At 71.3% G+C, this 23,723-nt stretch carries 22 protein-coding genes and 1 riboswitch; of the genes, 17 read left to right on the forward strand and 5 right to left on the reverse strand.

Annotation, left to right across the window (positions count from 1 at the left end; all coding sequences use genetic code 11):
- Nucleotides 1-3 precede the first annotated feature (3 nt).
- Entirely contained in the window at nt 4-1,383 is a 1,380-nt protein-coding gene (locus tag BLW82_RS35450) for a uracil-xanthine permease family protein (protein WP_093505461.1), read from the reverse strand.
- A gap of 132 nt (nt 1,384-1,515) precedes the next feature.
- Here BLW82_RS35450 and BLW82_RS35455 point away from each other — a divergent pair, with 132 nt between their 5' ends.
- Complete coding sequence (locus BLW82_RS35455) at nt 1,516-2,775, forward strand: alginate lyase family protein (protein WP_093505463.1); 1,260 nt, start codon at nt 1,516-1,518, stop codon at nt 2,773-2,775.
- An 86-nt stretch (nt 2,776-2,861) separates the two neighbouring features.
- Nucleotides 2,862-3,320, forward strand: a complete 459-nt coding sequence (locus BLW82_RS35460) for an acyl-CoA thioesterase (RefSeq protein WP_093505465.1) — start codon at nt 2,862-2,864, stop codon at nt 3,318-3,320.
- On the opposite strand, the gene BLW82_RS35465 is transcribed toward BLW82_RS35460, so the two are convergent.
- Nucleotides 3,280-4,494 carry an MFS transporter gene (locus tag BLW82_RS35465; protein ID WP_093505467.1) on the reverse strand — a complete coding sequence of 405 codons (1,215 nt, stop codon included), beginning with the start codon at nt 4,492-4,494 and terminating at the stop codon, nt 3,280-3,282. The two genes, BLW82_RS35460 and BLW82_RS35465, sit on opposite strands and share 41 nt — an antisense overlap.
- 130 nt (nt 4,495-4,624) lie before the next feature.
- On the opposite strand from BLW82_RS35465, the gene BLW82_RS35470 reads away from it, so the two are divergent.
- The 10 genes from BLW82_RS35470 (at nt 4,625) to BLW82_RS35515 (ending at nt 13,884) form a co-directional block, all read left to right on the forward strand.
- On the forward strand, nt 4,625-5,875 hold the full coding sequence (locus BLW82_RS35470; protein WP_093505469.1) for an ROK family transcriptional regulator: 1,251 nt from the start codon (nt 4,625-4,627) through the stop codon (nt 5,873-5,875).
- A 274-nt stretch (nt 5,876-6,149) separates the two neighbouring features.
- A riboswitch (FMN riboswitch) is annotated at nt 6,150-6,280 on the forward strand.
- 156 nt (nt 6,281-6,436) lie between these two features.
- On the forward strand, nt 6,437-7,057 hold the full coding sequence (locus tag BLW82_RS35475; protein ID WP_093505471.1) for a riboflavin synthase: 621 nt from the start codon (nt 6,437-6,439) through the stop codon (nt 7,055-7,057).
- On the forward strand, nt 7,054-7,704 hold the full coding sequence (locus tag BLW82_RS35480; protein ID WP_093505473.1) for a nicotinamide mononucleotide transporter family protein: 651 nt from the start codon (nt 7,054-7,056) through the stop codon (nt 7,702-7,704). The genes BLW82_RS35475 and BLW82_RS35480 overlap by 4 nt, the downstream gene beginning before the upstream one ends.
- Complete coding sequence (locus BLW82_RS35485) at nt 7,701-8,993, forward strand: bifunctional 3,4-dihydroxy-2-butanone-4-phosphate synthase/GTP cyclohydrolase II (RefSeq protein ID WP_093505475.1); 1,293 nt, start codon at nt 7,701-7,703, stop codon at nt 8,991-8,993. The genes BLW82_RS35480 and BLW82_RS35485 overlap by 4 nt, the downstream gene beginning before the upstream one ends.
- Before the next feature lie 49 nt (nt 8,994-9,042).
- The gene (ribH, locus tag BLW82_RS35490) at nt 9,043-9,528 is read left to right on the forward strand and encodes a 6,7-dimethyl-8-ribityllumazine synthase (protein WP_093505477.1); all 486 of its coding nucleotides are present in this window, start codon (nt 9,043-9,045) and stop codon (nt 9,526-9,528) included.
- Nucleotides 9,529-9,562: 34 nt separating this feature from the next.
- Complete coding sequence (locus BLW82_RS35495; protein WP_093505478.1) at nt 9,563-9,835, forward strand: phosphoribosyl-ATP diphosphatase; 273 nt, start codon at nt 9,563-9,565, stop codon at nt 9,833-9,835.
- A gap of 60 nt (nt 9,836-9,895) precedes the next feature.
- Complete coding sequence (gene hisG, locus BLW82_RS35500) at nt 9,896-10,744, forward strand: ATP phosphoribosyltransferase (RefSeq protein ID WP_093505480.1); 849 nt, start codon at nt 9,896-9,898, stop codon at nt 10,742-10,744.
- A 14-nt stretch (nt 10,745-10,758) separates the two neighbouring features.
- Entirely contained in the window at nt 10,759-11,214 is a 456-nt protein-coding gene (locus BLW82_RS35505; RefSeq protein ID WP_093505482.1) for a PH domain-containing protein, read from the forward strand.
- Between the two features lie 256 nt (nt 11,215-11,470).
- Nucleotides 11,471-12,799, forward strand: coding sequence for a hemolysin family protein (locus tag BLW82_RS35510; protein WP_093505483.1), 1,329 nt, complete (start codon nt 11,471-11,473; stop codon nt 12,797-12,799).
- Nucleotides 12,796-13,884 (forward strand): hemolysin family protein, encoded by a 1,089-nt coding sequence (locus BLW82_RS35515; protein WP_093505485.1) that lies wholly within the window; start codon nt 12,796-12,798, stop codon nt 13,882-13,884. Before BLW82_RS35510 ends, BLW82_RS35515 begins: the two co-directional genes overlap by 4 nt.
- A gap of 90 nt (nt 13,885-13,974) precedes the next feature.
- On the opposite strand, the gene BLW82_RS35520 is transcribed toward BLW82_RS35515, so the two are convergent.
- Both BLW82_RS35520 and BLW82_RS35525 read right to left on the reverse strand, forming a co-directional pair.
- Nucleotides 13,975-15,837 (reverse strand): AAA family ATPase, encoded by a 1,863-nt coding sequence (locus BLW82_RS35520; protein WP_093508443.1) that lies wholly within the window; start codon nt 15,835-15,837, stop codon nt 13,975-13,977.
- A gap of 430 nt (nt 15,838-16,267) precedes the next feature.
- Nucleotides 16,268-16,888: a uridine kinase family protein gene (locus tag BLW82_RS35525; protein WP_093505487.1), complete on the reverse strand. Its 621-nt coding sequence runs from the start codon at nt 16,886-16,888 to the stop codon at nt 16,268-16,270.
- 242 nt (nt 16,889-17,130) lie between these two features.
- Here BLW82_RS35525 and BLW82_RS35530 point away from each other — a divergent pair, with 242 nt between their 5' ends.
- The 5 genes from BLW82_RS35530 (at nt 17,131) to BLW82_RS35545 (ending at nt 22,294) form a co-directional block, all read left to right on the forward strand.
- Nucleotides 17,131-18,081 (forward strand): hypothetical protein, encoded by a 951-nt coding sequence (locus tag BLW82_RS35530; protein ID WP_093508444.1) that lies wholly within the window; start codon nt 17,131-17,133, stop codon nt 18,079-18,081.
- Nucleotides 18,082-18,168: 87 nt separating this feature from the next.
- Nucleotides 18,169-19,623, forward strand: a complete 1,455-nt coding sequence (locus BLW82_RS35535; RefSeq protein WP_256216248.1) for an amino acid permease — start codon at nt 18,169-18,171, stop codon at nt 19,621-19,623.
- Between the two features lie 294 nt (nt 19,624-19,917).
- Nucleotides 19,918-21,345 carry a peptidase C39 family protein gene (locus BLW82_RS35540; protein WP_093505491.1) on the forward strand — a complete coding sequence of 476 codons (1,428 nt, stop codon included), beginning with the start codon at nt 19,918-19,920 and terminating at the stop codon, nt 21,343-21,345.
- 95 nt (nt 21,346-21,440) lie between these two features.
- On the forward strand, nt 21,441-21,581 hold the full coding sequence (locus BLW82_RS43575) for an SCO1431 family membrane protein (protein WP_107408622.1): 141 nt from the start codon (nt 21,441-21,443) through the stop codon (nt 21,579-21,581).
- 53 nt (nt 21,582-21,634) lie between these two features.
- Nucleotides 21,635-22,294: a TetR/AcrR family transcriptional regulator gene (locus BLW82_RS35545; RefSeq protein ID WP_093505493.1), complete on the forward strand. Its 660-nt coding sequence runs from the start codon at nt 21,635-21,637 to the stop codon at nt 22,292-22,294.
- Between the two features lie 92 nt (nt 22,295-22,386).
- Here the strand turns inward: BLW82_RS35545 and BLW82_RS35550 are convergent, their stop codons facing one another.
- Nucleotides 22,387-23,628, reverse strand: a complete 1,242-nt coding sequence (locus BLW82_RS35550; RefSeq protein WP_093505495.1) for a glycoside hydrolase family 18 protein — start codon at nt 23,626-23,628, stop codon at nt 22,387-22,389.
- Nucleotides 23,629-23,723: the final 95 nt, after the last annotated feature.

Genomic DNA, 23,723 nt, shown 5'->3' on the forward strand with positions numbered 1-23,723 from the left:
GTGCTACGGCCGGTCGTCGTCGTAGGAACTGGTGCCCTCGTCGAGGAGCGGTTCGGCTCCCTTGAGGTGGGCCGGGGCCAGGGCGCGCAGGACGTGGTAGCCGACGATGACCACCAGGGTGCCGAGGGCGATGCCGCTGAGGGAGAAGGTGTCGGTGAACTTCATGCTGACGTTGCCGACGCCGATGATGATGCCGGCCGCCGCCGGGACCAGGTTCAGCGGATTGCGCAGATCGACCTTCGCGTGCAGCCAGATCTGGGCGCCGAGCAGGCCGATCATGCCGTAGAGGATGACCGTGATGCCGCCGAGGACCCCGCCCGGGATCGCGGCCACGATCGCGCCGAACTTGGGGCAGACGCCGAAGAGCAGCGCGAAGCCGGCGGCGGCCCAGTAAGCGGCGGTGGAGTACACGCGGGTCGCGGCCATCACGCCGATGTTCTCGGAGTAGGTGGTGTTGGGCGGGCCGCCCACGGCGGTGGAGAGCATCGAGGCGACGCCGTCGGCCGAGATCGCCGTGCCCAGCTTGTCGTCGAGCGGGTCGCCGGTCATCTCGCCGACCGCCTTGACGTGCCCGGTGTTCTCGGCGACCAGGGCGATGACCACGGGCAGGGCGACGAGGATCGCCGACCACTGGAAGGTGGGGCCGTGGAATGACGGCAGCCCGATCCAGTCGGCCTTGCCCACCCCGGAGAGGTCCAGGCGCCAGTGGTCGGTGACCTGGCCGCTCGGGCCCACGGAGTGGATCCGGCCGAAGACGCGGTCGAGGGCCCAGGACAGGGCGTACCCGAAGACCAGGCCCAGGAAGATCGCGATGCGGGACCAGAAACCACGCAGACAGACGACGGCCAGACCGGTGAACGCCATCACCAGCAGGGCCGTCCACTGGTCCTGCGGCCAGTAGGTGGAGGCGGTGACCGGCGCGAGGTTGAAGCCGATCAGCATCACCACCGCGCCGGTGACGATCGGCGGCATCGCGGCGTGGATGATCCGGGCACCGAAGCGCTGGACGGCCAGTCCGACCAGGAACAGCACGGCCCCGACCACGAAGACCGCGCCGGTCACGGTGGCGCTGGTGCCGCCCTGCGCGCGGATGACGGCGGACACCCCGACGAAGGACAGCGAACAGCCCAGATAGCTGGGCACCCGGCCGCGCGTCGCCAGCAGGAAGAGCACGGTCGCGACGCCGGACATCATGATCGCGAGATTGGGGTTCAGGCCCATCAGGACCGGAGCGACGAAGGACGCGCCGAACATGGCGACCACATGCTGGGCGCCGAGCCCGACCGTCCGCGGCCAGGAGAGCCGTTCGTCGGGGCGTACCACCGCTCCGGGCGCGGGCGTGCGCCCGTCGCCGTGCAGTTTCCAGCGGACGCCGAGATCCATGGTGGGCTTCGCTTTCCTTGTACGTGAATACGGTCCGAACCATTGTCACGGCTACGGTGCGGTCCTACGCTCACACGGTCCTACTCATGAACTGAGTTCATATATCTGATTTCAGGTCGATCGGAGTACCCGATGAGTGGAAGATCCCGCGCGGCCGTCCTGCTGGCGACCCTGGTGGCGTTCGGAGCGGTCCTCGTCCCCTCCGCCCATGCCGCGGCCAAGGCCCCGGACACCGCGGTCCTCGACGGCGCCCGGCTCCAGCACACCAGGGCCGAACTGCGCGACGGCGACCCGCGGCTGCGGCGCGCCCTGCGGGACCTGACCACCCGCGCCGACACCTGGCTGGACCAGGGTCCCTGGACGGTCGTCGACAAGCCCAGGCCCGCCCCGGGCGGCGACGTGCACGACTACCTCAGCCAGGCCCCCTACTGGTGGCCCACCACCACGCCCACCGCCGACAACCCCTGGGGCTGCCCCTACGTCCAGCGCGACGGGCAGCGCAATCCCGAGGTCGACAGCGGCACCGACCGCCAGGACGTCGAGAAGGTCTTCGACTCGGCCTACGACCTCTCCCTGGCCTGGTACTACACCGGCAAGGGGGAGTACGCCGAGAAGGCCGGGCAGATCCTGCGCACCTGGTTCCTCGACCCGGCGACCCGGATGAACCCGAACCTGGACCACGCCCAGTTCATCCCGTGCAAGTACGACGGCCGGGCCATCGGGATCATCGACTTCTCCCAGTCGTACACGAGCGTGGTCGACGCGCTGGCGATCCTCGGCACCGGGGCCCCCGGCTGGAGCGCCGGCGACCGGGCGGGGATGCGGAGCTGGAACACCGACTTCCTCGGCTGGCTCAAGGACAGCGCCTTCGGCACGGAGGAGGGGGCCGCCGCCAACAACCACGGCACCTTCTACGACATGCAGCTCGCCGCCCTCGCCTACGCGACCGGCGACAAGGCGCTGGCCAGGAAGACCGTGCTGGACGCGCGGGCGAAGCGGATGGACCCGCAGATCGCGGGGGACGGCAGCCAGCCGCAGGAACTGGCCCGCACCAGGAGCTGGCACTACTCGACCTTCGACCTCGTCGCCTACACCCGGCTCGCGGCCATCGGCCGGCACGTCGGCGTGAACCTCTGGAGCTACCGGGGGCCGGACGGGCAGAGCCTGTTCAAGGCCGTGGACTACCTGCTGCCGGCCGCGACCGGGGCAGCCGCCTGGCCGTACCCGGAGCTGGAGTTCCACCGGTACGCGGCGAGCGACGTCGTGCACGCGGCGGCCGACGCCGGCGACAAGGCGGCCCAGAAGGCGGTGCGGGGGCTGGAGACTCCGCCCGGCGGTGACCTCTGGGCGCTGCGCCCGGCCGCCGAGCAGCTGGACTCGATCGCGGGCTGACCGGCGCCGTCCCGACCGGGGCTCCTGAGCGTCCGCTTAGGATGGAGTGTCCCCACCGCTTCGTCCAGTGCCCAGGAGCCCCACCCGTGACCGCCGAAGCCCTGCCCGCCCCCGCCCTCTCCTACGGCCGGCTGCTGCCGGTCAGCGTCCACTTCGACGACCTCGACGCGCTCGGGATGCTGCACAACGCCCGCTACCCGCTGCTGGTCGAGCGCGCCTGGACCGAGCTGTGGCAGGAGCACGGCATCCGCTTCGACGGCGACTGGGCCGCCGCCGGCGACGCCTGCAACGTGGTCAGGGAGCTGCTGATCGGCTACGAGGCGCCGGTCACCAGGTCGGGCACCTACGCCGTCCACCTCTGGCTGGAACGGCTCGGCAGCACCGGCCTGACCTACGGCTTCCGCTTCTGCTCGCCGGACGGCGCGACCACCTACGCGCGGGGCACCCGGGTGCTCGTCCGGCTGGACGCGGCCACCCTGCGTCCCGCGCCCTGGAGCGAGGCGTTCAGGGCCGTGGCCCGGGAACTGCTGCGGCCTCGGGGCTGACCTCCGCACGGGAGCCCCGCGTCCCGGCGCGCAGCACGCCCGCGAACACCACGAGACCCAGTGCCAGCGCCGTGACCACGCAGAACGACACGACCAGACTGGTCGCCTGGGCGATTCCGCCGATCAGGCTGGGCGCGACCAGGCCCGAGGTGTAGGTGATCGTCGCCACGCCCGCGATGGCCTGGCTCGGGTTCGGCCCGGCGTGCCCGGCGGCCGCGAAGCACAGCGGTACGACCACCGCGATGCCGAGCCCCATCAGCGCGAACCCGGTCATCGCCACCGCCGGCTGCCCGGCGAGGACCACCAGCAGTCCGCCGATCGCGGCCAGCACACCCCCGGCCCGCACGGTACGGACCGCGCCGAAACGGTTCACCACCGCGTCCCCGCTGATCCGGGCCACCGCCATGGCCAGCATGAACCCGGTGGTGGTGGCCGCCGCGAGCCCGGCCGAACCGTCCATCCGGTCCCGCAGGAACACCGCCGACCAGTCCAGGCTCGCCCCCTCCGCGAACACCGCGCAGAAGCCCACCGTGCCGATGAGCAGCGCCGACCGGGGCGGCAGCGTGAACCGAGGCGGCGGCTCCTCGTCCTCGCCGGCCCTGACGTCCGGGACGAAGCCGGCCGCCAGCACGCCGAGGGCGGTGAGAACGGCCGAGGCCAGGGCGAAGTGCACGCGCGCGTCCGTGCCCAGGTGCGCGGCGACGGTGCCGGCCGCCGAGCCGACCAGGGTGCCCGCGCTCCACATGCCGTGCAGCCCGGACATGATCGACCGGTCGAGCACCCGCTCGATCTCCACACCGAGCGCGTTCATCACCACGTCCGCCATGCCGGCGCTCGCGCCGTACACGAACATCGCCAGGCACAGCAGGTACAGGTTGGTGGCGAGCGACGGCAGGACCAGCGACAGCGTCCACATCGCGATCAGCCCGCGCAGCGCCGTACGGCTGCCGAAGCGGTGGCTGATCCGGCCGGCCAGCGGCATCGAGCACGAGGCGCCGAACGCCGTGAAGGCGAGCGCGAAGCCCAACTGCCCGGCGCTGAGCGAGGCATGGTCCTGGACCCACGGCACCCGGGTGGCGAACGAGCCGGTGACGGCACCGTGCACGGTGAACACGGCCGCGACGGCGTATCGCGCCCGCTTCACCCCGTGCCGCTCGTAGCCCACGTCTTTCATGGTCCTGCCCCTCCCCGGTGGGTGCCGCCCCGCTGCCCCCGCTGTCCGCGTAAATTATCAGGGACCCTGCCTGATAGATAGGGCGTCATGTGGCCGTCCTGGGCCACAGGGATCTGGGAGGATGCCCGTCATGCCCGCATCACCGAGCACCGCCCGGGCCATCAACGACCGGCTCGCACTGAGCCTGCTCCAGCAGGAAGGCCCGCTGACGGCAGGGCAGTTGAAGCAGCTGACCGGGCTGTCCCGGCCGACCGTCGCCGACCTCGTCGAACGGCTCACCGTGTCCGGCCTGATCACGGTGGTCGGCGAAGCGGGCGAGCAGCGCCGGGGGCCGAACGCCCGGCTGTACGGCATCGTCGCCGACCGCGCGTACCTGGCCGCCCTCGACGTCCGCACCGAGAGCGTCTCGGTGCTGGTCTCCGACCTGGTGGGGCGGGTGCTGGCGGACGGGTCGGTACCGGTCGTGCCGGAGGAGGGAGAGGCCGCGGCCGTCGGACAGGCGGTGGAGCTGGTGGAACGCGCGGCCAAGGAGGCGGGGGCGTCCGGGGACGCGGGGCGACTGCACACCGTGGGCATCGGGGCGCCCGGGCTCGTCGACCCGGCGACCGGTGAACTCCGCGACTCGGCGGGCCTGCCCGCCTGGCACCGCGGGCTCGTCGCCGCCCTCCAGGAACGGTTCCCGCAGGCCCGGATCGACGTCGAGAACGAGACCAACCTGGCCGCCCTCGCCGAACAGCGGGAGGGCGCCGCCCGGGACCGTGACACCTTCGTCCTGCTCTGGCTGGGCAGCAGCTGCGGCGCCGCCGTCGTCCTCGACGGCAGCCTGCGCCGGGGTGCCTCCGGCGGCACGGGCGAGATCGGCTTCCTGCCGGTACCGGGCACGACCGGACTGCCCACGGCGACGGACTGCTCGGGGGGTTACCACTCGCTGGTGGGAGCGGCGGCCGTCGTGGAGCTGGCGGGGGAGTGCGGCGTGGGGCCGGCCGGTGCGACCGCCGCGAGCTTGGTGGCCGAGGCCGCCGCGGACGCGCCCCACGGGGGCGCGGGGAACCGCGCGACCAGCCCCGACGGCGCCGCGGCGGGCCACCGGCCGAACCCGGCACACGTCCGTTTCCTCGACACCCTCGCCGACCGCATCGCCCTCGGCGTCGCCGCCGTCGTCGCCGTCCTGGACCCCGGCTGCGTGGTGCTCGGCGGTGAGATCGGCCCCGCCGGCGGCGCCGCGCTCGCCGCGCGGGTCGAGGCGCGACTGCGACGCATGTCCCCGCTGGCCACCGAGGTGCGCGCCGGCGCCCTGGGCGGCGCGGCCGTCCTGCGCGGTGCCCTGTTGACGGCCCGTGAGCGGGCCCAGGACGAACTCTTCGCGGCACCCGACCGCTGACCCCGTGCCGCGCGCCGACGCGGACAGCCCGGATTGGGCGGGCCCGGCGACGGGCAAGGGCCGTCGTCACCGCCACCGGGTCCGCTCGAACCCTAAAAGGACTAGACCAGTGGGGTCAATAGATGTGAACCACGGTCAAGAGTCCTGGTCCGGGCGCCAGTTGGGCACACGGCGGCGCGTCTGGGAAGTCCAGCGGCAGGAGCTGTGAGGCACCCCACACGCCGCCCCTGTATGGACCGCCACCGGGCGTGGCACACTGGCCGTGTACCAGAAGCAGCGCACTCCGGGGTCGGTGAAACTCCGAACCGGCGGTTACAGTCCGCGACCCGTCCGCTTCCAGCGGCCGGTTGACCAGGTGAAATTCCTGGACCGACGGTTAAAGTCCGGATGGGAGGCAGTGCGCGGCGGGCGAGCATCCACGTGTGCGCGCCGCCGTATCTGGTCTCGTCCGTGACGGACGGGACCTTCTCGGCGTCGCCCTCGGTGTGATCGTCCGTCCATTCTGTCGTCTGTCGACAGGCCCCGGAGTCCGTGCCCCGTTGAGGCAGGAGGACCCGGGAAGTGTTCACCGGAATCGTCGAAGAGCTTGGTGAGGTCACCGCCGTCGAGAACCTCGGCGACGCGTCCCGTTTCCGGCTCCGTGGCCCCGTGGTGACCGAGGGCGCGCAGCACGGCGACTCCATCGCCGTGAACGGCGTCTGTCTGACCGTCGTGGAGCACGAGGGCGACGAGTTCACCGCCGACGTCATGGCGGAGACCCTCAAGCGTTCCTCCCTCGGTGCCCTGGACGTCGGCTCCCGCGTCAACCTGGAGCGCCCCACCGCGGTCGGCTCCCGCCTCGGCGGCCACATCGTGCAGGGCCATGTCGACGGCACCGGCCAGGTCCTGGCCCGCACCCCCTCCGAGCACTGGGAGATCGTCAAGGTCTCCCTCCCGGCCGACCTCGCCCGCTACGTCGTCGAGAAGGGCTCGATCACGGTCGACGGCATCAGCCTCACCGTCGTCGAGGCCGGCTCCGACTACTTCACGGTCAGCCTGATCCCCACCACCCTCGACCTCACCACCCTCGGCCGCAAGCAGCCCGGCGACCCGGTCAACCTGGAGGTCGACGTCGTCGCCAAGTACGTGGAGCGCCTGCTCGCGCACACGCGGCCCGCCGACACGCAGGGAGCGAACCGGTGAACTGGCTGAACTCCGACGCCTTCACCCTCTTCGGCCAGCACATCATCTGGTCGGACATGACCGGCAACATCCTCGGCCTGATCACCCTCGCCCTCGGCTGGCGCCGCTCGCTGCTCACCTGGCCGGTGCAGTTCCTCTCCGGCCTGGTCCTGTTCACCGCCTTCTACGGCCACCTCGCCGGCAGCGCGGGCAAGCAGGTCGTCGTCATGGTGGTCGCCCTGTACGGCTGGTGGCAGTGGAACCGCAACAAGGGGCGGGTCGAAGACGGGGGTGACGGCCACATCGCGCCCCGCTTCGCCACCTGGCGGGAACGCGGCGCGATGGTCGCCGCCGCGGCCGCCGGCACCGTCGCCGTCGCCCTGCTCTTCAAGGCCTACCCGTCCCTGTCCTGGGACCCCTGGCCGGACGCCTACATCTTCGTCGGCACCGTCGTCGCCATGTACGCCCAGGCCCGCGGCATGGTCGAGTTCTGGATCGCCTGGCTCCTGGTCGACGCGGTCGGCGTCCCCCTCAACTTCACCAACGGCTACGCCTTCTCCGGCTTCGTCTACGTCATCTACGGCGCGCTCGTCCTGTGGGGCCTGCGCGACTGGTGGCTGCGCTCCCGCCAGGGCACGCGGCCCGCTCTGGAAGGAGCACCCGCATGACCGCGGCACCGATCCTGTACAGCGCCGACGACGTCGAGGACCTCACGCTCGACCCGGTCGAGCAGGCCATCGCCGACATCGCGGCCGGCCGCCCGATCGTGGTCGTCGACGACGAGGACCGCGAGAACGAGGGCGACCTCGTCATCGCCGCCGAGAAGATCACCCCCGAGATCGTCGCCTTCATGATGAGCGAGTGCCGTGGCCTGATCTGCGCCCCCATGGAGGGCGAGGAACTGGACCGGCTCGACCTGCCGCAGATGGTCGGTGACAACACCGAGTCCATGAAGACCGCCTTCACCGTCTCCGTGGACGCCTCCGCCGCGCACGGCGTCACCACCGGCATCTCGGCCGCCGACCGCGCCACCACGCTCCGGCTGCTGGCGAGCGGCGAGGCCGGGCCGGCCGACCTCGTCCGCCCCGGCCACGTCTTCCCGCTGCGCGCCCGGCCCGGCGGGGTCCTGGTCCGCAACGGCCACACCGAGGCCGCCGTGGACCTGGCCCGCCTCGCGGGCCTGCGCCCGGCCGGCGCCATCGTGGAGATCGCCGGCGAGGACGGCCGGATGCTCCGCCTGCCGGAGCTGATCCCGTTCGCCCGCAAGCACGGCCTGACGATCATCTCCATCGCGGACCTGGTCACCTACCGCCGGGCCGCCGAACCCACCGTGCGCCGCGAGGCGGAGGTCAACCTGCCCACCAAGCACGGCACTTTCACCGCCTACGGCTACCGTTCCACCACCGACGGCGTCGAGCACGTCGCCCTCGTCCACGGCGAGATCGGCGACGGCGAGGACGTCCTGGTCCGGGTCCACTCCGAGTGCCTCACCGGCGACGTCTTCGGCTCCGCCCGCTGCGACTGCGGACCCCAGCTCGACGCCGCCCTGGAGCGCATCCAGGACGAGGGCCGGGGCGTCGTCGTCTACCTGCGCGGCCACGAGGGGCGCGGCATCGGCCTGCTGTCCAAGCTGCGCGCCTACGAGCTCCAGGAGCGCGGTCGCGACACCCTCGACGCCAATCTCGAACTCGGCCTGCCCGCCGACGCCCGCGACTACGGCGCCGGCGCCCAGATCCTGGCCGACCTCGGGGTGCGCAGCGTCCGCCTGATGACCAACAACCCCGACAAGAGCGACGCGCTGCTGAGCCACGGCCTCAGGCTCAGCGGTCGCGAGCCGATGCCCGTGCAGGCGGGCGAGCACAACCTCCGCTACCTGCGCACCAAGCGGGACCGGATGGGCCACGACCTGCCCTGGCTGGACACGCCCCCGGCGCTGTCCACCTGCGGCAACCAGTAGACCGTGGCCGGCTGCGGCCACCAGTAGAGAAACAGCACTGAGGAGAGACGTGAGCGGCAAGGGTGCACCTGAACTGTCCGTACGCAATGTCAGCGACCTGCGGGTCGCGGTCATCGCGTCCCAGTGGCACGAGAAGGTGATGGACGGACTGGTGGACGGCGCCCTGCGCGCCCTGCGCGACCTGGGGATCGACGAGCCGACCCTGCTCCGGGTTCCCGGCACCTGGGAGCTGTCGGTCGCCGCCAAGGCCCTCGCGGGTCGCGGCTACGACGCGGTGGTCGCCCTCGGCGTCGTCATCCGCGGCGGCACCCCGCACTTCGAGTACGTGTGCCAGGGCGTCACCCAGGGCCTCACCCAGGTCGCCGTCGAGACCGGCGTCCCCGTCGGCTTCGGCGTACTCACCTGCGACGACGAGGAGCAGGCCCTGGACCGTGCCGGCCTGCCGGGCTCCCACGAGGACAAGGGCCACGAGGCGGTGACGGCGGCGGTGGCGACGGCGGCCACCCTCCGCTCAGTATCCGAACCCTGGCACTGAGCGACGCGGCGATTGGCGTAGTCTGGCGTTCACCATGTCCAACAAGACTTTCGAGGAGCTCTTCACCGAGCTCCAGCACAAGGCCGCCCACGGCGACCCCGCCACCTCCCGCACCGCCGAGCTGGTCGGCAAGGGGGTCCATGCCATCGGCAAGAAGGTCGTCGAGGAGGCCGCGGAGGTCTGGATGGCCGCCGAGTACGAGGGCAAGGAAGCGGCCGCCGAGGAGATCTCGCAGCTGCTGTACCACGTCCAGGTGATGATGGTCGCCCGCGGCATCTCGCTGGACGACGTCTACGCCCGCCTGTAGAACCCTTTCCGACAGAACCATCTTTTTCGGGCAAAGTTTCGAGCAAAGGAAGCCGACCTCATGCTGCGCATCGCCGTCCCCAACAAGGGTTCCCTCTCAGGGCCTGCGGCGGACATGCTGCATGAGGCCGGCTACCGGCAGCGGCGGGAGTCCAAGGAACTGCGCATCGTCGACCCGGTCAACGACGTCGAGTTCTTCTACCTCCGCCCCCGCGACATCGCGATCTACGTCTCCTCCGGCCGCCTCGACATCGGCATCACCGGACGCGACCTGCTCGTGGACTCCGGCGCCAACGCCGAGGAGATCCTGCCGCTCGGCTTCGCCCGCTCCACCTTCCGCTTCGCCGCCAAGCCCGGCGAGGCGAACAGCCTGGCGGACCTCAAGGGCAAGACGGTCGCCACCTCCTACGAGGGCATCGTCGCGGGGCACCTCGCCGACAGCGGCGTCGACGCCTCCGTCGTCCACCTGGACGGCGCCGTCGAGACCGCCATCGAGCTCGGCGTCGCCGAGGTCATCGCCGACGTCGTCGAGACCGGTACCTCGCTGCGCAACGCCGGCCTGGAGGTCTTCGGCGAGCCGATCATGAAGTCCGAGGCGATCGTCGTCCGCCGCACCGGCGCCGACGTCGAGGAACCCAAGGTCCAGCAGTTCCTGCGCCGCCTCCAGGGCGTCCTGGTCGCCCGGACGTACGTGATGATGGACTACGACTGCCGGGTCGAGCAGCTGGAGAAGGCCGTCGCCCTCACCCCCGGCCTGGAGTCGCCGACCGTCTCCCCGCTGCACAACGAGGGCTGGGTCGCCGTCCGCGCCATGGTCCCCACCAAGGACGCCCAGCGGATCATGGACGACCTGTACGACATCGGCGCCCGCGCCATCCTGACCACGGCGATCCACGCCTGCCGCCTCTGAGGGGCCCGCGCGAGATGTCCGAGCTTCCCTCGCTGCCCGTCACCTTCCGGCCGGGCCTCACCCGCGTGATCCTGCTCACCGCGGGTGTCGCGATCTTCGCCACCATCTCCGGGGTCGCATTGCTGCTGGAGCAGCTCGGCCCGGGGGAGAAGCTCAGCTTCGTCATCACCGGCGCGCTGATCTTCTGGGTGCTGGCCCAGCTGGCCCGGGTGAAGGTGGTCGCCGACGAGTCCGGGGTCACCGTCGTCAACATCGCCGGGAAGCGGCGCCTGGAGTGGGCGGAGATCATCCAGGTGAACCTCCGCCCGGGTGACCCGTGGGTGTTCCTCAACCTCAGTGACGGCACCAGCCTGCCCGCGCTCGGCATCCAGCCGGGCATCGCCAAGCGGCGCGCCATCGCCGACGCCACGGCCCTGCGCGCCCTCGCCGAGGCCCACGCGAGCCACGACCCCGAACAGCATCAGGGCTGAAATCACGCAACTTCGGGGACCTCTCCGGGCCGTCGCCCCTGCCGCACCGGCCCCTGTCTTGATTAATCTGTTGGCGGAGGCTTTTCACGTCCCGCCTCCACCCCTGTCGCGCGTCCCGCGCACAGGGGTTCCTGCTACCCGAGGAGTGACCCTCTCCGGCGATGGACGGATCGTCCTGTAGTACCTGCGCCGCCCCCTCCCGACATACCGCGGACCGCCTTACCGCAGTCCGCGAGGCTTCGGAGGCGGCGGCATCATGACCACCCCCCTGCTGCTCCTGGCAGCCGCGTTCCTGCTCATCCTCGCCAACGGCTTCTTCGTGGCCGCCGAGTTCGGCCTGGTGACCGTGGAGCGGCCCGAGGCCGAGAAGGCCGCCGCCGACGGCGACAGGCGCGCCCGTACGGTCGTCGAGTCGCTGAAGGAGCTGTCCTTCCAGCTCTCCGGCACCCAGCTCGGCATCACCATCACCTCCCTCGTCGTCGGCATGCTCGCCGAACCGGCACTGGCCGGGCTGCTGCGCGGCCCGCTGACCGCGATCGGCCTGCCCGACGGCGCGGTCTCCGGGATAGCCGTCGTGGTCGGCATGCTGCTCGCCTCGGCCATCCAGATGGTGATCGGCGAACTCGTACCCAAGAACTGGGCGGTCTCCAAGCCCCTCCAGGTCGCGCGGTTCGTCGCCGGCCCGCAGGCCCGCTTCTCCCGCCTGTTCCGCCCGGTCATCGCGGCGCTGAACACGGTCGCCAACCGGCTCGTCCGCGCCCTCGGCGTCGAGCCGGCCGAGGAACTGGCCTCCGCCCGTACCCCCGGCGAACTGGTCTCCCTGGCCCGGCACTCCGCCCAGGCCGGTGCCCTGGAGCAGGACACGGCCGACCTGTTCGTCCGCACCCTGTCCCTGGGCGAGCTGACCGCCCAGCACGTCATGACCCCCCGGGTGAAGGTCAGCGCCCTCCAGGACACGGCGACCGCCGAGGACGTCGTCAACCTCACCCGGGCCACCGGCCTGTCCCGCTTCCCGGTCTACCGGGAGAAGATCGACGAGATCGTCGGGATGGCCCACCTCAAGGACGCGCTGGCCGTCCCGGTCCACGACCGGCTGCGCACCCCGGTCGGCCGCATCGCCCGCAAGGCCCTGCTGGTCCCCGAGACCCTCCCGGTCCAGCCCCTGCTCGCCCGGCTCCGCTCCGAGCAGCCGATCGCGGTCGTCGTCGACGAGTACGGCGGTACGGCGGGCGTGGTCACCCTGGAGGACATCGTCGAGGAACTCGTCGGCGAGGTCCGCGACGAGCACGACAGCCCCGACGCACCGGAACTCGCGTCCGCCCCGTCCCAGGACGGCAAGCCCGCGTGGGACGTCGACGGCAGCGTCCGCGTCGACATCCTCCAGCGGATAGGACTCGACGTGCCCGAGGGCCCGTACGAGACGGTCGCCGGCCTGGTCGCCGACCTGCTCGGCCGGATCCCGGCGCCCGGCGACCGTGCCGAACTGCCCGGCTGGCGGCTGTCCGTCCGCCGGGTCGGCCACTACCGCGCGGAACGGGTCCGCCTGGTCCGCACCGCCCCCGCCGTCGCGGAGGCCGCCCGATGAGCGTCCTCCAACTGTTCTTCGCCGGCCTGCTGGTCCTGGCCAACGGCTTCTTCGTCGGCGCCGAGTTCGCCCTCGTCTCCGTCCGCCGCAGCCAGATCGAACCCCTGGGCACCGCCCGGGCCCGCCAGGTCCTCTACGGCCTGGAACGCCTCCCGCAGATGATGGCCGCGGCCCAGTTCGGCATCACCGTCTGCTCGCTGACGCTGGGCGCGGTCGCCGAACCGACGGTGGCCCACCTGCTGGAGCCGCTGTTCGAGGCGGTGCGTCTGCCGGAAGGCGTGATCCACCCGCTGGGCTACGTGATCGCACTGGCGGGGGTGGTCTTCTTCCACCTGGTCGTCGGCGAGATGGTGCCCAAGAACCTGGCGATGGCGGCGCCCGAGAAGGCGGCGCTGTGGCTGAGCCCCGGCCTGGTCGCCTTCGCCCGCGTATGCCGGCCGATCACCGTCGCGCTCGGCGCCTGCGCCCAGGGCATCCTCAAGCTGTTCCGGGTCGAGCCGAAGGACGAGGTCGAGGCCGTCGTCACCAGCGAGCAGCTCAACCGGCTCCTGGAGGACTCCGGCCAGGCGGGCCTCCTCGACCCCGAGGAGCAGGAGCGCCTGGAGGACGCGCTGGAGCTGGGCTCCCGCCCGGTGACGGACGTGCTGCTGCGCCGCGAGTCCCTGATCACGGTCCCGCCGTCGGTCACCCCGGGCCAGATCGTCGAGCTCACCGCCCGCACCGGCTACTCCCGCTTCCCGGTGGCGGCCGAGTCGGGTGCCTTCATGGGCTACGTGCACGTGAAGGACGTGCTCGACCTGGAGGACTCGGACCGGGCGGTTCCGCAGCAGATATGGCGTCCGATGACGACACTGCGAGCCGAGCTGCCCCTCGACGACGCGCTGACCGTGATGCGGCGGGCCGCCACCCACCTCGCTCAGGTGGCCGACGCGAACGGCCGCGTTCTCGGCCTGGCGGCCCTGGAGGACGTCCTTGAGCTGCTGGTCGGCGAGGTGACGGACCCGGCGCACCGGGAGCAGCCGACGTCGGCCAGGGCGCCCGAGCCTCGTTCCAGCGGGGAGCCGGAGGAGATCATGGCGGGCTGAGGTGGTGGGGGAGCTGCGGGCCGGCGGGGGCCGGCCCGCAGCTCCCCGCGCCCCTTACGGGGCTGCTGAGCGCCCTCACCCCACCCGCACCTACATTCCGGCCGCCGGATCCTGCGGGCCCCTCCCCGACAGCACCTCGCCGTACGCCTGCATCAGGTCCGGCAGCCGCAGCGTCGCCAGGTCGTCCCGCGACAGCACCCCCGGATACGCCGACAGCCGCAGATCCCGGTACGCACAGCTCTTCTCGTACAGCGTCCGCAGGAACCGCCCGTTGCCCAGCTCGTCGATCCACCCCTGGTCCACCACGTGCCCGGCGATCGACCGCAGCTCGTCCAGCGCCTCCTCGTCCCACGCGTCCCCGTTCTCGGCGGCCAGCACCTCGCCGATCGACGTCAGCTCGAGGGGGCGGTAGGAAGGGAAGTCCACCCGCGTGGTGAAGCGCGAGGAGAGCCCGGGGTTCGCGGCCAGCAGGCGGTCCATGCCCTCCGGGTAGCCGGCCAGGATCACCACCAGGTGGTCCCGGTTGTCCTCGGCCCGCTTCAGCAGCACCTGCAGCGCCTCGTCGCCGTAGGCGTCCCCCTTGCCGTAACCGGAGTTGGAGAGGGAGTAGGCCTCGTCGACGAAGAGCACGCCGCCGATCGCGGAGTCGATCAGTTCGTTCGCCTTCACGGCGGTCTGGCCCAGGTACTCGCCGACCAGGTCGGCCCGCTGCGCCTCCACGAGATGGTCCCCGCCGAGCAGCCCCAGCGCGTAGAACACCCGGCCGAGGATGCGGGCGACCGTGGTCTTCCCGGTGCCGGATGGCCCGGAGAAGACGAAGTGGCGTTTCGGCGGCTGCACCGGCAGTCCCTGCCCGGCTCGCAACCGGGCCATGTTCAGCTGCGCGGACAGCGCCTTGACCTGCCGCTTCACGGGTTCGAGCCCGACCATGCGCTCCAGTTCGGCGAGCGCCTCCTCGAGTAATGCGGGGTCGGTCGGGCCGGCCGGCAGCGGGGGCGAGGGCACGGCCTTCTCACGCACCGCGGGGTCGATCACCGACGGCATCGCCCCGGCCGGCGGCTCCGGGTCCTCGAGCCGCAGATCGCGCCCCTCGGTGCCGAAGAGCGGGTCGAGCATGTCCGGCCCGTCCACGACGTCCTGCCCGGCACCGGTGAGGGTGATCGACGCGAAGTCGGCGGTGTCGTCGTACCCGTCGCCCTCGGCTATCGCGGCCAGCCGTGCCGAGGTGTCCATGAAGGCGGGGTCGACGCGGTGGACGGCCCGGTAGAGGGGGAGTGCGGCGGCGCTGCGGCCGGTGCCCTCGTGCGCCCGGGCCAGCCAGTAGCGCAGCTCCTTGCGCTGCGGCTGCTCGCTGCGGCAGCGCATCAGCGCGGCGGAGAGCAGCGGTTCCGCCTGGCCGTACATTTCGAGGCGGACCCGGGCCATGCCGCCGAACAGGCCCGCCTCGATGCCGAGCATGGGGTCGTCGAGGAGCGGGTCGGTGTGGCGTACCAGCTGCTCCCAGTCCTTGACCAGGTAGGCCCGGCAGGCGTGCAGGAAGCGGACCTGGGGGTCGGCGTCCACCGGCGGCAGCCCGGCGAGGGCCCGGTCGAGCTCCGGGACGTGCCGGCCGTCCAGCCAGTGCGAGGCGTGCGCGAGGAGGAGATCGCGCGGGCTCTCGAGCACCGGCTGCACCCACCAGCCCAGCCAGTACCAGGAGTTCAGGGCGCGGCGATGCCGGCCGCGCTGTTCGCCGAAGCGCTCCCGGTGCCGGAACATCCGCAGCAGCGCGGTCGTCGTGTCGACGCGCAGCGCGTGCAGTCCGAGCCAGGCGTCCGCCATCCCGGGATCCATGCGTACCGCGGCGCGGAACTCCTCCTCGGCCTGCGGATAGGCGCCCATCGTGTAGGCGTCCACACCTCGCAGCCAGGCGAGGTCGGCCGGGGCCTCGGGGCCCTGCGTGCCGAATTCCATCACGTCCCCCACAAACCGTGCCCCCGTGGTCGGCCCCCGGGCTCCCCCCGATGGCCACAGTTGGTCGAACCGCTGTGCCGCGGACCGGAGTTGCAGGTGCGCGAAGCAGCCGTTCGAAGGTCGCACCGAGGGCATCGTACCTGCGGTTCCACCGCCTGCCGAAGGGTGCCGCACGGGCCGTTTGGCGAGGTGGGGGCAGACGGGGCGCACACGAGTCGGTGACCGAGCGTGAGCGTGGGGGCGCGCGCCGCGCACGCAAAAGGGGTAAAGGGCAGAACGAAGCCCCCGATCACGGGGGAACAACCGGGGGCTTCGCGTCTGCAAGGCGGCTCCGAACGGCCGCTCATTCAGAACGTAAGTCCTGTACGGCCCCCCGGTCAAGCAGAGTTGAGGTACTCGGGCAACTTCTTGGCGGCCCGTCTTCACAAGTTCAGCACACAGCGGACGGTCCGTCACGGTGGGTGATGGACTGGTCCGGTCCAAGTGTCTCCGCAGGTCCCGGCAGCACCTCATATCCCTTTTGTGACTGTGTCACCAGCAGGTCGGCGTACGGCCTGGAGGGGTCTTCGCAGAAGTGTTCGCACTCGGCCCTGACCCACTGGACCCAGAAGTCCCGTTGCTCCGCGCCGTCCCGTGCCCTGCCCCGTGTCCAGGCCTCCTCGTGCGGCAGTTCCATCCACAGCAGCCGCGCCAGGAAGGGGCGCAGCGCCCGGCGGCCGGCGCCGACGCCCTCGAGGAGGATCACCGGTGCCGGCTCCAGCGGGCGGGGCGGGCCGAAGCGGCGGGTGTGCCAGTCGTAGGGGGAGTAGTGCGCCGTCCCGCCGTGCCCGAGTGGCTCGATCACCTGGGCCAGCAGCCGGCCGGTCCAGGCGAACAGCTCCTCGTGGCTGGCGATGTCGTCGAGGTGCAGCACCGGCGCCCCGCCGAGGGCGCCGGCCAGTCGGCCGGCGAACGTGCTCTTCCCGGACCCGGCGTGCCCGTCGACGCCGACGAGGCGGACCGGGCCGCAGGAGGGGGGCAGGGCCCGGAGTGCGGAGGCGAGCTGGTGAATGACCGTTCCCGAGGTGTGCTGCGGTGTGGGGTGTTTTCCGGAAACATTCTAGTAGTGCGGCGCATAGCGGGTGTTTACGGCCCCGGGAAAGTATCGGCTTGAACCAATTTCGAGCCGTTCCCCACCGCGGCCGTCAATATTTCCGACCGGCTGACCGATATGTCGATCTCGTGCGTTTCCGGTGTGCCCGGCCCTGAGTAAGGTGCCGGGTGCACGCGTCGGACGGGGACGGACAGGGGAAGATGGCCGCGGAGTTATTCGAGGGGCACTACGTATGGCACCCGGCGGCCGACGACCGCTTGCTCGCGAGCGTATGCGTGGACGTGCGCGCCGGAAGATATCTGAGTGCCCGTGAGGCGCTGGCCGAGACACGTGCCGACTTCGCCCTGCGCGCGCACCGTTCCCTGGTCCTCGCCTCCGAGGCGGCCGGCACCGATCTGGTCGAGCGGTGGCTGGCCGAGGAGCCGGGCCCCGAGTCCGCGCTGATGTGGGCCCGGGTGGCCGTCCAGCGGGCGATCCGGGCGGCCGACGCCCGTGACGAGCGGGCCGAGGCGCTGGAACGGATCGCCCTCGCCGCCTGCGACCGGGCCAGCGCCGTGAATCCCGCCGATCCCACGCCCTGGGCCGCCAAGCTGGCCATGGCCCGGCTGCACCGCCCGCACGACCCGGCCCCGGGCGGCCTGCTGACCTCCCCGTCCGGTCCGTGGCGGCTGTTCGCGCACACCCTCGGTCTCGATCCCTGGCACCGCGAGGCCCACCACCGCTTCCTGTCCTTCTTCTTCACCCGGTACGGCGGTTCGGTCAACGCGGCCTGGGACGTCGCCGCCTTCCTCGCCCAGCGCGCCCCCGCCGACTCCGCGCTGCGGGTGCTGCCGCTGGTCGCGCTGGTGGAGAGCCACAACCCCACTCAGCTGCTCGCCGAGCGGGTCTGGGAACAGCCCCAGTGGCGCAGCACCGCGTTGTCGATCTACCACAACTGGCTGCCCACGGTCACCGCATACCGCTTCACCCCGGTGCTCGACCTCGCCTACCTCGCGCATGCGCTGGTCATGGCCCAGTGCGTGTTCGAGGCGCGGGCGGTCTTCACGGCCATGGGGCCGTACGCCTCCCGCATGCCCTGGAGCGTCTTCGGCGAACCGGCCGACCAGCTCTCCCGGGCCCGCCGCGCCTGCGGCCTGCCCGTCCCCTCCTAGAGTCCGAGATTCCGAGAGAAAGGCCGGCACGTGTCAGAACGCCCAGCGGATCCCGTCACGCTCGACGACGACGCGACCCTGCACGCGATGGGGTATCCGCGGAAACTCACCCGCCGATTCCAGGCTTTCGACAATTTCGCCATCTCCTTCACCATCATCAATATTCTCTCCGGGATCTTCTCGTCCTTCGGATTCGGCATGAACGCGGGCGGCCCCCGCATTCTCGTGTTCGGCTGGATCGGCGTCTGTGTGATGGTGCTGTGCATCGGCGCCGCGATGGCGGAAGTTGCCTCCGCCTATCCGACGAGCGGCGCCCTCTATTTCTCCGCCGGCAAACTCGCCAAGCGGCACAGGGGCGCCTGGTCCTGGTACACGGGCTGGCTGAACTTCGTGGGCCAGATCGGCGGCACCGCGGCCACCGGCTACGCGGCCGCCACCTTCGTCCAGGCCTTCGTCGCCCTGCAGTGGCCCTCGTACACGCCGACCGCCCACCAGACGGTCCTGATCACAGCTGTGATCATCGTGGTCCAGGGGCTCGCGAACACCTACACCGTGCAGCTGGTCGCCGTCCTGAACCGGATTTCCGTCTGGTGGCTGCTGATCGGACTCGTGGTGATCGTGAGCACACTGATCGTGCTGCCGGACCACCATCGGTCGGCGTCCTTCGTGACGCATTTCGTGAACAACACCGGCTTCACCAACGGCCTTTACGGCGGCCTGCTCGGGCTGCTGGTCACCAGCTGGACCTTCACCGGCTTCGACGGCAGCTTCCACATGTCCGAGGAAACCGTCCAGGCGACCGTCAACGCGCCCAGGGGGATCATCCGGTCCATCGGCTATTCGGCGATCACCGGCCTGATCCTGATGCTCGCCCTGGTGTACAGCATCGGCGACTACACCAAGGTGGCGGGCTCCTCCGCGCCCCCCGTCCAGATCCTCATCGACGGACTGGGCATGGGGTGGGCCAAGGCGATGCTGCTCGTCGTCATCGGCGCCATGCTCTTCTGCGGCCTCGCCAACCTCACCAGCAACACCCGGCAGATCTTCGCGTTCTCCCGGGACGGCGCCATGCCCGGCTCCCGCCTCTGGCACTCGGTCTCGCCCCGCACCCGGACCCCCGTCAAGGCCGTCTGGCTCGCGGTGGCCTGCTCGGTCGCCCTGGTGGTGCCGGGCTGGTGGTCGCACACGGCGTTCACCGCGATCGTCAGCGTCAACGTCGTCGGCCTGTTCCTCGCCTACGCCGTGCCGGTGTTCCTGCGGCTGCGCCTGGGCGACGCATTCCAGCCGGGGCCGTGGAACCTGGGCCGCTGGAGCAGGCCGGTCGGCTGGCTGGCGGTGGTCTGGATCCTGCTCAGCAGCATCCTGTTCATGCTGCCGCAGGCCTCGCCGATCACCGTCGACTCCTTCAACTACGCGCCGATCGCACTGGCCGTCGTCCTGGCCGTCGCCACGGTCTGGTGGTTCGCCACCGCCCGCCGCCGCTTCCAGGGCCCGGTCAGCTACGGCCGCCCCGACGAGGTCGCCGCGATGGACCTCATCTGAGCCGGTGAGGGCACCTATGGCCACGGGAGGGGCCCCGGCGACCGCGCCGGGCCCCTTTCAGCGGACGAGACCAATGTTGGTGGGCGTGGCATGGGCTGAAGTGCTGGCAGGGGCATGGCGCCTGCTCCATAGTTGGCGCACTGACCTAGTGCCGCGGCAGGCAACGTTTGCCCGTCAAGGAGCGGCGTCCGGTGCGGCGAGAGTGCGTGCCGGGCGTCGTGACGGGGCGAACGTTGCCTGTTGCGGCACTACTCCGGATCAGCCGTGACGCGCACACCTGGGGGTCCTCCACCCATGAGCAGAGCCGAACAGCCGTCCCGCAGAACCCTTCTGACAGCCGCCGCCTCCGTCGCGGCGGCGGCCGTGGCCCAGGGCGTGGTGCCCGCGGTGCCCGCGGTCGCCGCGCCGGAGACCGACGCCGACGCCACCGCCCGGACCGAGACCCGCCGTGCCGGGCACGGCCGTCCCGGCCACCACGGCCGGGACGGGACCCGCCCGATCGACTACCGCTCCTGGACGACCTACAGCGACTGGAAGACCGGCACCGCCAAGGGCGCCGGCGCCGTCGCCGGGGCCCGCCCCGGCGTGGTGATCGGCACCCCGGCCGGCACCACCTCCTACACCGACCCCCACACCGGCACCACGTCCACCTGGGAGTACGCCACCTGGACCGGCCCGGTGCACCGGCTCGCCGTCCCCGCCACCGAGACCATCGCCTCCTGGAACGCGGACACCCCGGCCGGCACCTGGATCCAGGTCGAACTGCACGGCACCTACTCGGACGGCACCGCCACCCCCTGGTACGTCATGGGCCGCTGGGCGGCCGGCGACCAGGACATCAAGCGGACCTCGGTGGACGGACAGAAGGACGGCAAGAGCACCGTCTGGACCGACACCTTCGCCATCGACGACGCGACGACCGGCCTGCGCCTCACCTCGTACCAGCTGCGCCTGACCCTCTACCGCAGGCCGGGCACCAAACTCACCCCGACGGTCTGGCGGCTCGGCGCCATGGGCTCCGACATCCCGGACCGCTTCACCGTGCCGGCCTCCACCCCGGGCCTGGCCCAGGAACTCACGGTCCCGCGCTACTCGCAGGAGATCCACAAGGGCCAGTACCCCGAGTACGACAACGGCGGCGAGGCCTGGTGCAGCCCCACCTCCTCGCAGATGATCGTCGAGTACTGGGGCGGCCGGCCCACCGCCGCGCAGCTGGCCTGGGTCGACCCGTCCTTCGCCGACCCGCAGGTCTGCTACGCGGCCCGCTACACCTACGACTACCAGTACGGCGGCTGCGGCAACTGGCCGTTCAACGCCGCCTACGCGTCGACGTACCAGGGCCTGCAGGGTGTGATAACGCGACTGGCCTCGCTCACCGACCTGGAGACCTTGATCGCGGCCGGCATCCCGGCCATCACGTCACAGTCGTTCCTCGCGGCGGAGCTGACGGGCGCCGGTTACGGCACCTCCGGGCACCTGATGACCGTGATCGGCTTCACCGCGGACGGCGACGTGATCGCCAACGACCCGTGCTCGGCCGACGACGACGCGGTGCGGCGGGTCTACCTGCGCCGGGAGTTCGAGAACATCTGGCTGCGGACCAAGCGGTACAACGCCAGTGGCAAGGTCGTCTCCGGCACCGGAGGTGTCTGCTACCTGTACTTCCCGGCCTGCCCGAACCCGGCCCAGGTCAAGGCGCTCGCGGCGGTCGGCGTGCGCTGACCGGGCACGACAGCGGCCCCCGGGCATCCCGGGGGCCGCTCTCTGTGACCAAGCTCTCCGCCGCAAAAGCCGCAATCGATGGCATGGTGGACTTCATGACCACGCACTCCGCCACCGCCGCCCGCGCCCGTACCGGCGGCCCCCAGGACGACGGCCCGAAGGTTCTGGAACATGTCATGGGCTGGGCTCTCGTCGTGGTCGTCGCCATGTTGGTGACTCAACTCGGTCTGCTGTGACCTGAACTGACATACTGCGGATGTCCCGCAGCCCGTTGAGACCAGGGTCGAAATTGAATATCAGTCAACAACGTGCCGCCGCCCGTCCCCGGGCGCGCGGCACCGAGCGTTCCGTGGCTCGTCGCGCCGAACTCATCGCCATCGGGCGGAAGTTGTTCGCCGACACCTCGTACGACGCGCTCTCCATGGACGACATCGCGAAGCAGGCGCATGTCGCCAAAGGGCTGATCTACTACTACTTCCAGTCGAAGCGTGGCTACTACCTGGCGATCATCCAGGACTCCGTCGCCGACCTGGTCACCTATGCCGCGAGCGGCCTGGAACTGCCCCAGGTGGACCGCGTCCACCGGACCATCGACAGCTACCTGCGCTACGCCGAGCACCACCAGGCCGCGTACCGCACGATCGTCAGCGGCGGTGTCGGCTTCGACACCGAGGTGCACGCCATCCGGGACGGGGTGCGCGAGGCGATCGTCGCGACCATCGCCGAGGGCGCCTACGGCCGTGCCGACATCGCCCCGCTCGCCAGGGTCGGTCTGCTCGCCTGGCTGTGCAGCGTGGAGGGCGTCACCCTCGACTGGATCGACCGTCCCGAACTCTCCCGCGAGACCATGTGCGAGCTGCTGGTCAAGACGCTCGGCGGCACCATGCGAGCCATCGAGGAACTGGACCCCTCCTATCGCGCCCCGGCTCCGGCCCGCCGGGACGGCTGACGCACCTGAGCCGGTGCGCCGCGCCGCCCCGCCGGACCGGCCGCTGGGGCGGAGGGCTCGTGGTTCCCCCGCCCCAGGCCCCGTGACCGGGGTCAGGTGATGGCTTTGATCAGCTCACCGTTCGCGGTGTCGCCGCTCAGCTCCCAGAAGAAGGTGCCGCCCAGGCCCTGCTGGTTCTTGTAGGTCATCTTGGTCGCGATGGTCGCCGGGGTGTCGTAGCTCCACCAGTCGCTCCCGCATTTGGCGTACGCCGTGCCGCCCACCGTGCCGGTCGCCGGGCACTTGGTCTTGAGCACCTTGTAGTCGTCGATGCCCGCCTCGTACGTGCCCGCCGCCGGACCGGTCGCCGAGCCGCCGGGCGCCGCCTGGGTGACCCCGGTCCAGCCGCGGCCGTAGAAGCCGATGCCGAGCAGCAGCTTGGCGGCCGGGATACCGAGACCCCTGAGCTTGGCTATGGTCGCCGAGGTGTAGAAGTTCGCCGTCGGGATGCCCGAGTAGGAGTTCAGCGGCGAGTGCGGGGCCGTCGGGCCGGTCGAGGCCCAGGCGCCGAAATAGTCGTACGTCATCGGGTTGTACCAGTCGACGTACTGCGCCGCGCCCGCGTAGTCGGCCGCGTCGATCTTGCCGCCGCCGGTGGCGTCGGCGGTGATCGCCGCCGTGACGAGCGAGCCGCTGCCGAACTTCGCGCGCAGCGCCGCCATCACCTTGCGGAACGCGTCCCGGCCGCTGGTGTCGCAGGTGTTGCCGCAGGCGTTCGGGTACTCCCAGTCGATGTCGATGCCGTCGAAGACACCGGCCCACTTGGAGTTCTTGACCAGGTCGTAGCAGGACTGGGCGAAGGCGGTCGGGTCCTTGGCCGCCTCGCCGAAGCCGCTCGACCAGGTCCAGCCGCCGAAGGACCAGAGGATCTTGAGGTTCGGGTGCTTCTTCTTCAGCTTCAGCAGCTGGTTGAAGTTGCCGCGCAGCGGCTGGTCCCAGGTGTCCGCCGCGCCGTCCACGGATTCAGCGGCGGTGTAGGTGCGGTCGGTCGCCGCGTAGGAGTCGCCCATCGCGCACTTGCCGCCGGTGACGTTGCCGAAGGCGTAGTTGATGTGGGTGAGCTTCGCGGCCGAGCCGGAGGTCTCGACGTTCTTGACCAGGTACTTGCGGTCGTAGGTGCCCCATTCCGTGAAGTAGCCGACGACCTTGGAGCCGGCCTGTACCTGGGGGGCGGACGGGGCGGACCGGGCGGCCGCGGACGCGGTGCCCGCGCCGGCCAGCAGCCCGGCGCCGAGGACGGCACAACAGGCCGCGGAGAGCAGCGCCCGGAACCGGGAGCGGTGGAAGGTGTGCATCGGGTGTCTCCTCCTGGGGGAGAGGGGAACGCGCGCCGATTGGCATGAACGCGGTAAAGCGTTGGTCATGAACCTTAGGAGGACTAGACCAGTCG

Source organism: Streptomyces sp. Ag109_O5-10, from assembly GCF_900105755.1.
GTDB lineage: Bacteria > Actinomycetota > Actinomycetes > Streptomycetales > Streptomycetaceae > Streptomyces.

Excerpts from the sequence above, each read along its gene's own strand:
- BLW82_RS35515 (WP_093505485.1), top strand. The coding sequence starts at position 12,796 with ATGAGCGTCCTCCAACTGTTCTTCGCCGGCCTGCTGGTCCTGGCCAAC.
- BLW82_RS35530 (WP_093508444.1), top strand. The coding sequence starts at position 17,131 with ATGGCCGCGGAGTTATTCGAGGGGCACTACGTATGGCACCCGGCGGCC.
- BLW82_RS35450 (WP_093505461.1), bottom strand. The coding sequence starts at position 1,383 with ATGGATCTCGGCGTCCGCTGGAAACTGCACGGCGACGGGCGCACGCCC.
- BLW82_RS35535 (WP_256216248.1), top strand. The coding sequence starts at position 18,169 with ATGGGGTATCCGCGGAAACTCACCCGCCGATTCCAGGCTTTCGACAAT.
- BLW82_RS35505 (WP_093505482.1), top strand. The coding sequence starts at position 10,759 with ATGTCCGAGCTTCCCTCGCTGCCCGTCACCTTCCGGCCGGGCCTCACC.
- BLW82_RS43575 (WP_107408622.1), top strand. The coding sequence starts at position 21,441 with ATGACCACGCACTCCGCCACCGCCGCCCGCGCCCGTACCGGCGGCCCC.
- BLW82_RS35495 (WP_093505478.1), top strand. The coding sequence starts at position 9,563 with ATGTCCAACAAGACTTTCGAGGAGCTCTTCACCGAGCTCCAGCACAAG.
- BLW82_RS35470 (WP_093505469.1), top strand. The coding sequence starts at position 4,625 with ATGCCCGCATCACCGAGCACCGCCCGGGCCATCAACGACCGGCTCGCA.
- BLW82_RS35540 (WP_093505491.1), top strand. The coding sequence starts at position 19,918 with ATGAGCAGAGCCGAACAGCCGTCCCGCAGAACCCTTCTGACAGCCGCC.
- BLW82_RS35485 (WP_093505475.1), top strand. The coding sequence starts at position 7,701 with ATGACCGCGGCACCGATCCTGTACAGCGCCGACGACGTCGAGGACCTC.
- BLW82_RS35455 (WP_093505463.1), top strand. The coding sequence starts at position 1,516 with ATGAGTGGAAGATCCCGCGCGGCCGTCCTGCTGGCGACCCTGGTGGCG.
- BLW82_RS35465 (WP_093505467.1), bottom strand. The coding sequence starts at position 4,494 with ATGAAAGACGTGGGCTACGAGCGGCACGGGGTGAAGCGGGCGCGATAC.
- BLW82_RS35510 (WP_093505483.1), top strand. The coding sequence starts at position 11,471 with ATGACCACCCCCCTGCTGCTCCTGGCAGCCGCGTTCCTGCTCATCCTC.
- BLW82_RS35550 (WP_093505495.1), bottom strand. The coding sequence starts at position 23,628 with ATGCACACCTTCCACCGCTCCCGGTTCCGGGCGCTGCTCTCCGCGGCC.
- hisG (WP_093505480.1), top strand. The coding sequence starts at position 9,896 with ATGCTGCGCATCGCCGTCCCCAACAAGGGTTCCCTCTCAGGGCCTGCG.
- BLW82_RS35520 (WP_093508443.1), bottom strand. The coding sequence starts at position 15,837 with ATGGAATTCGGCACGCAGGGCCCCGAGGCCCCGGCCGACCTCGCCTGG.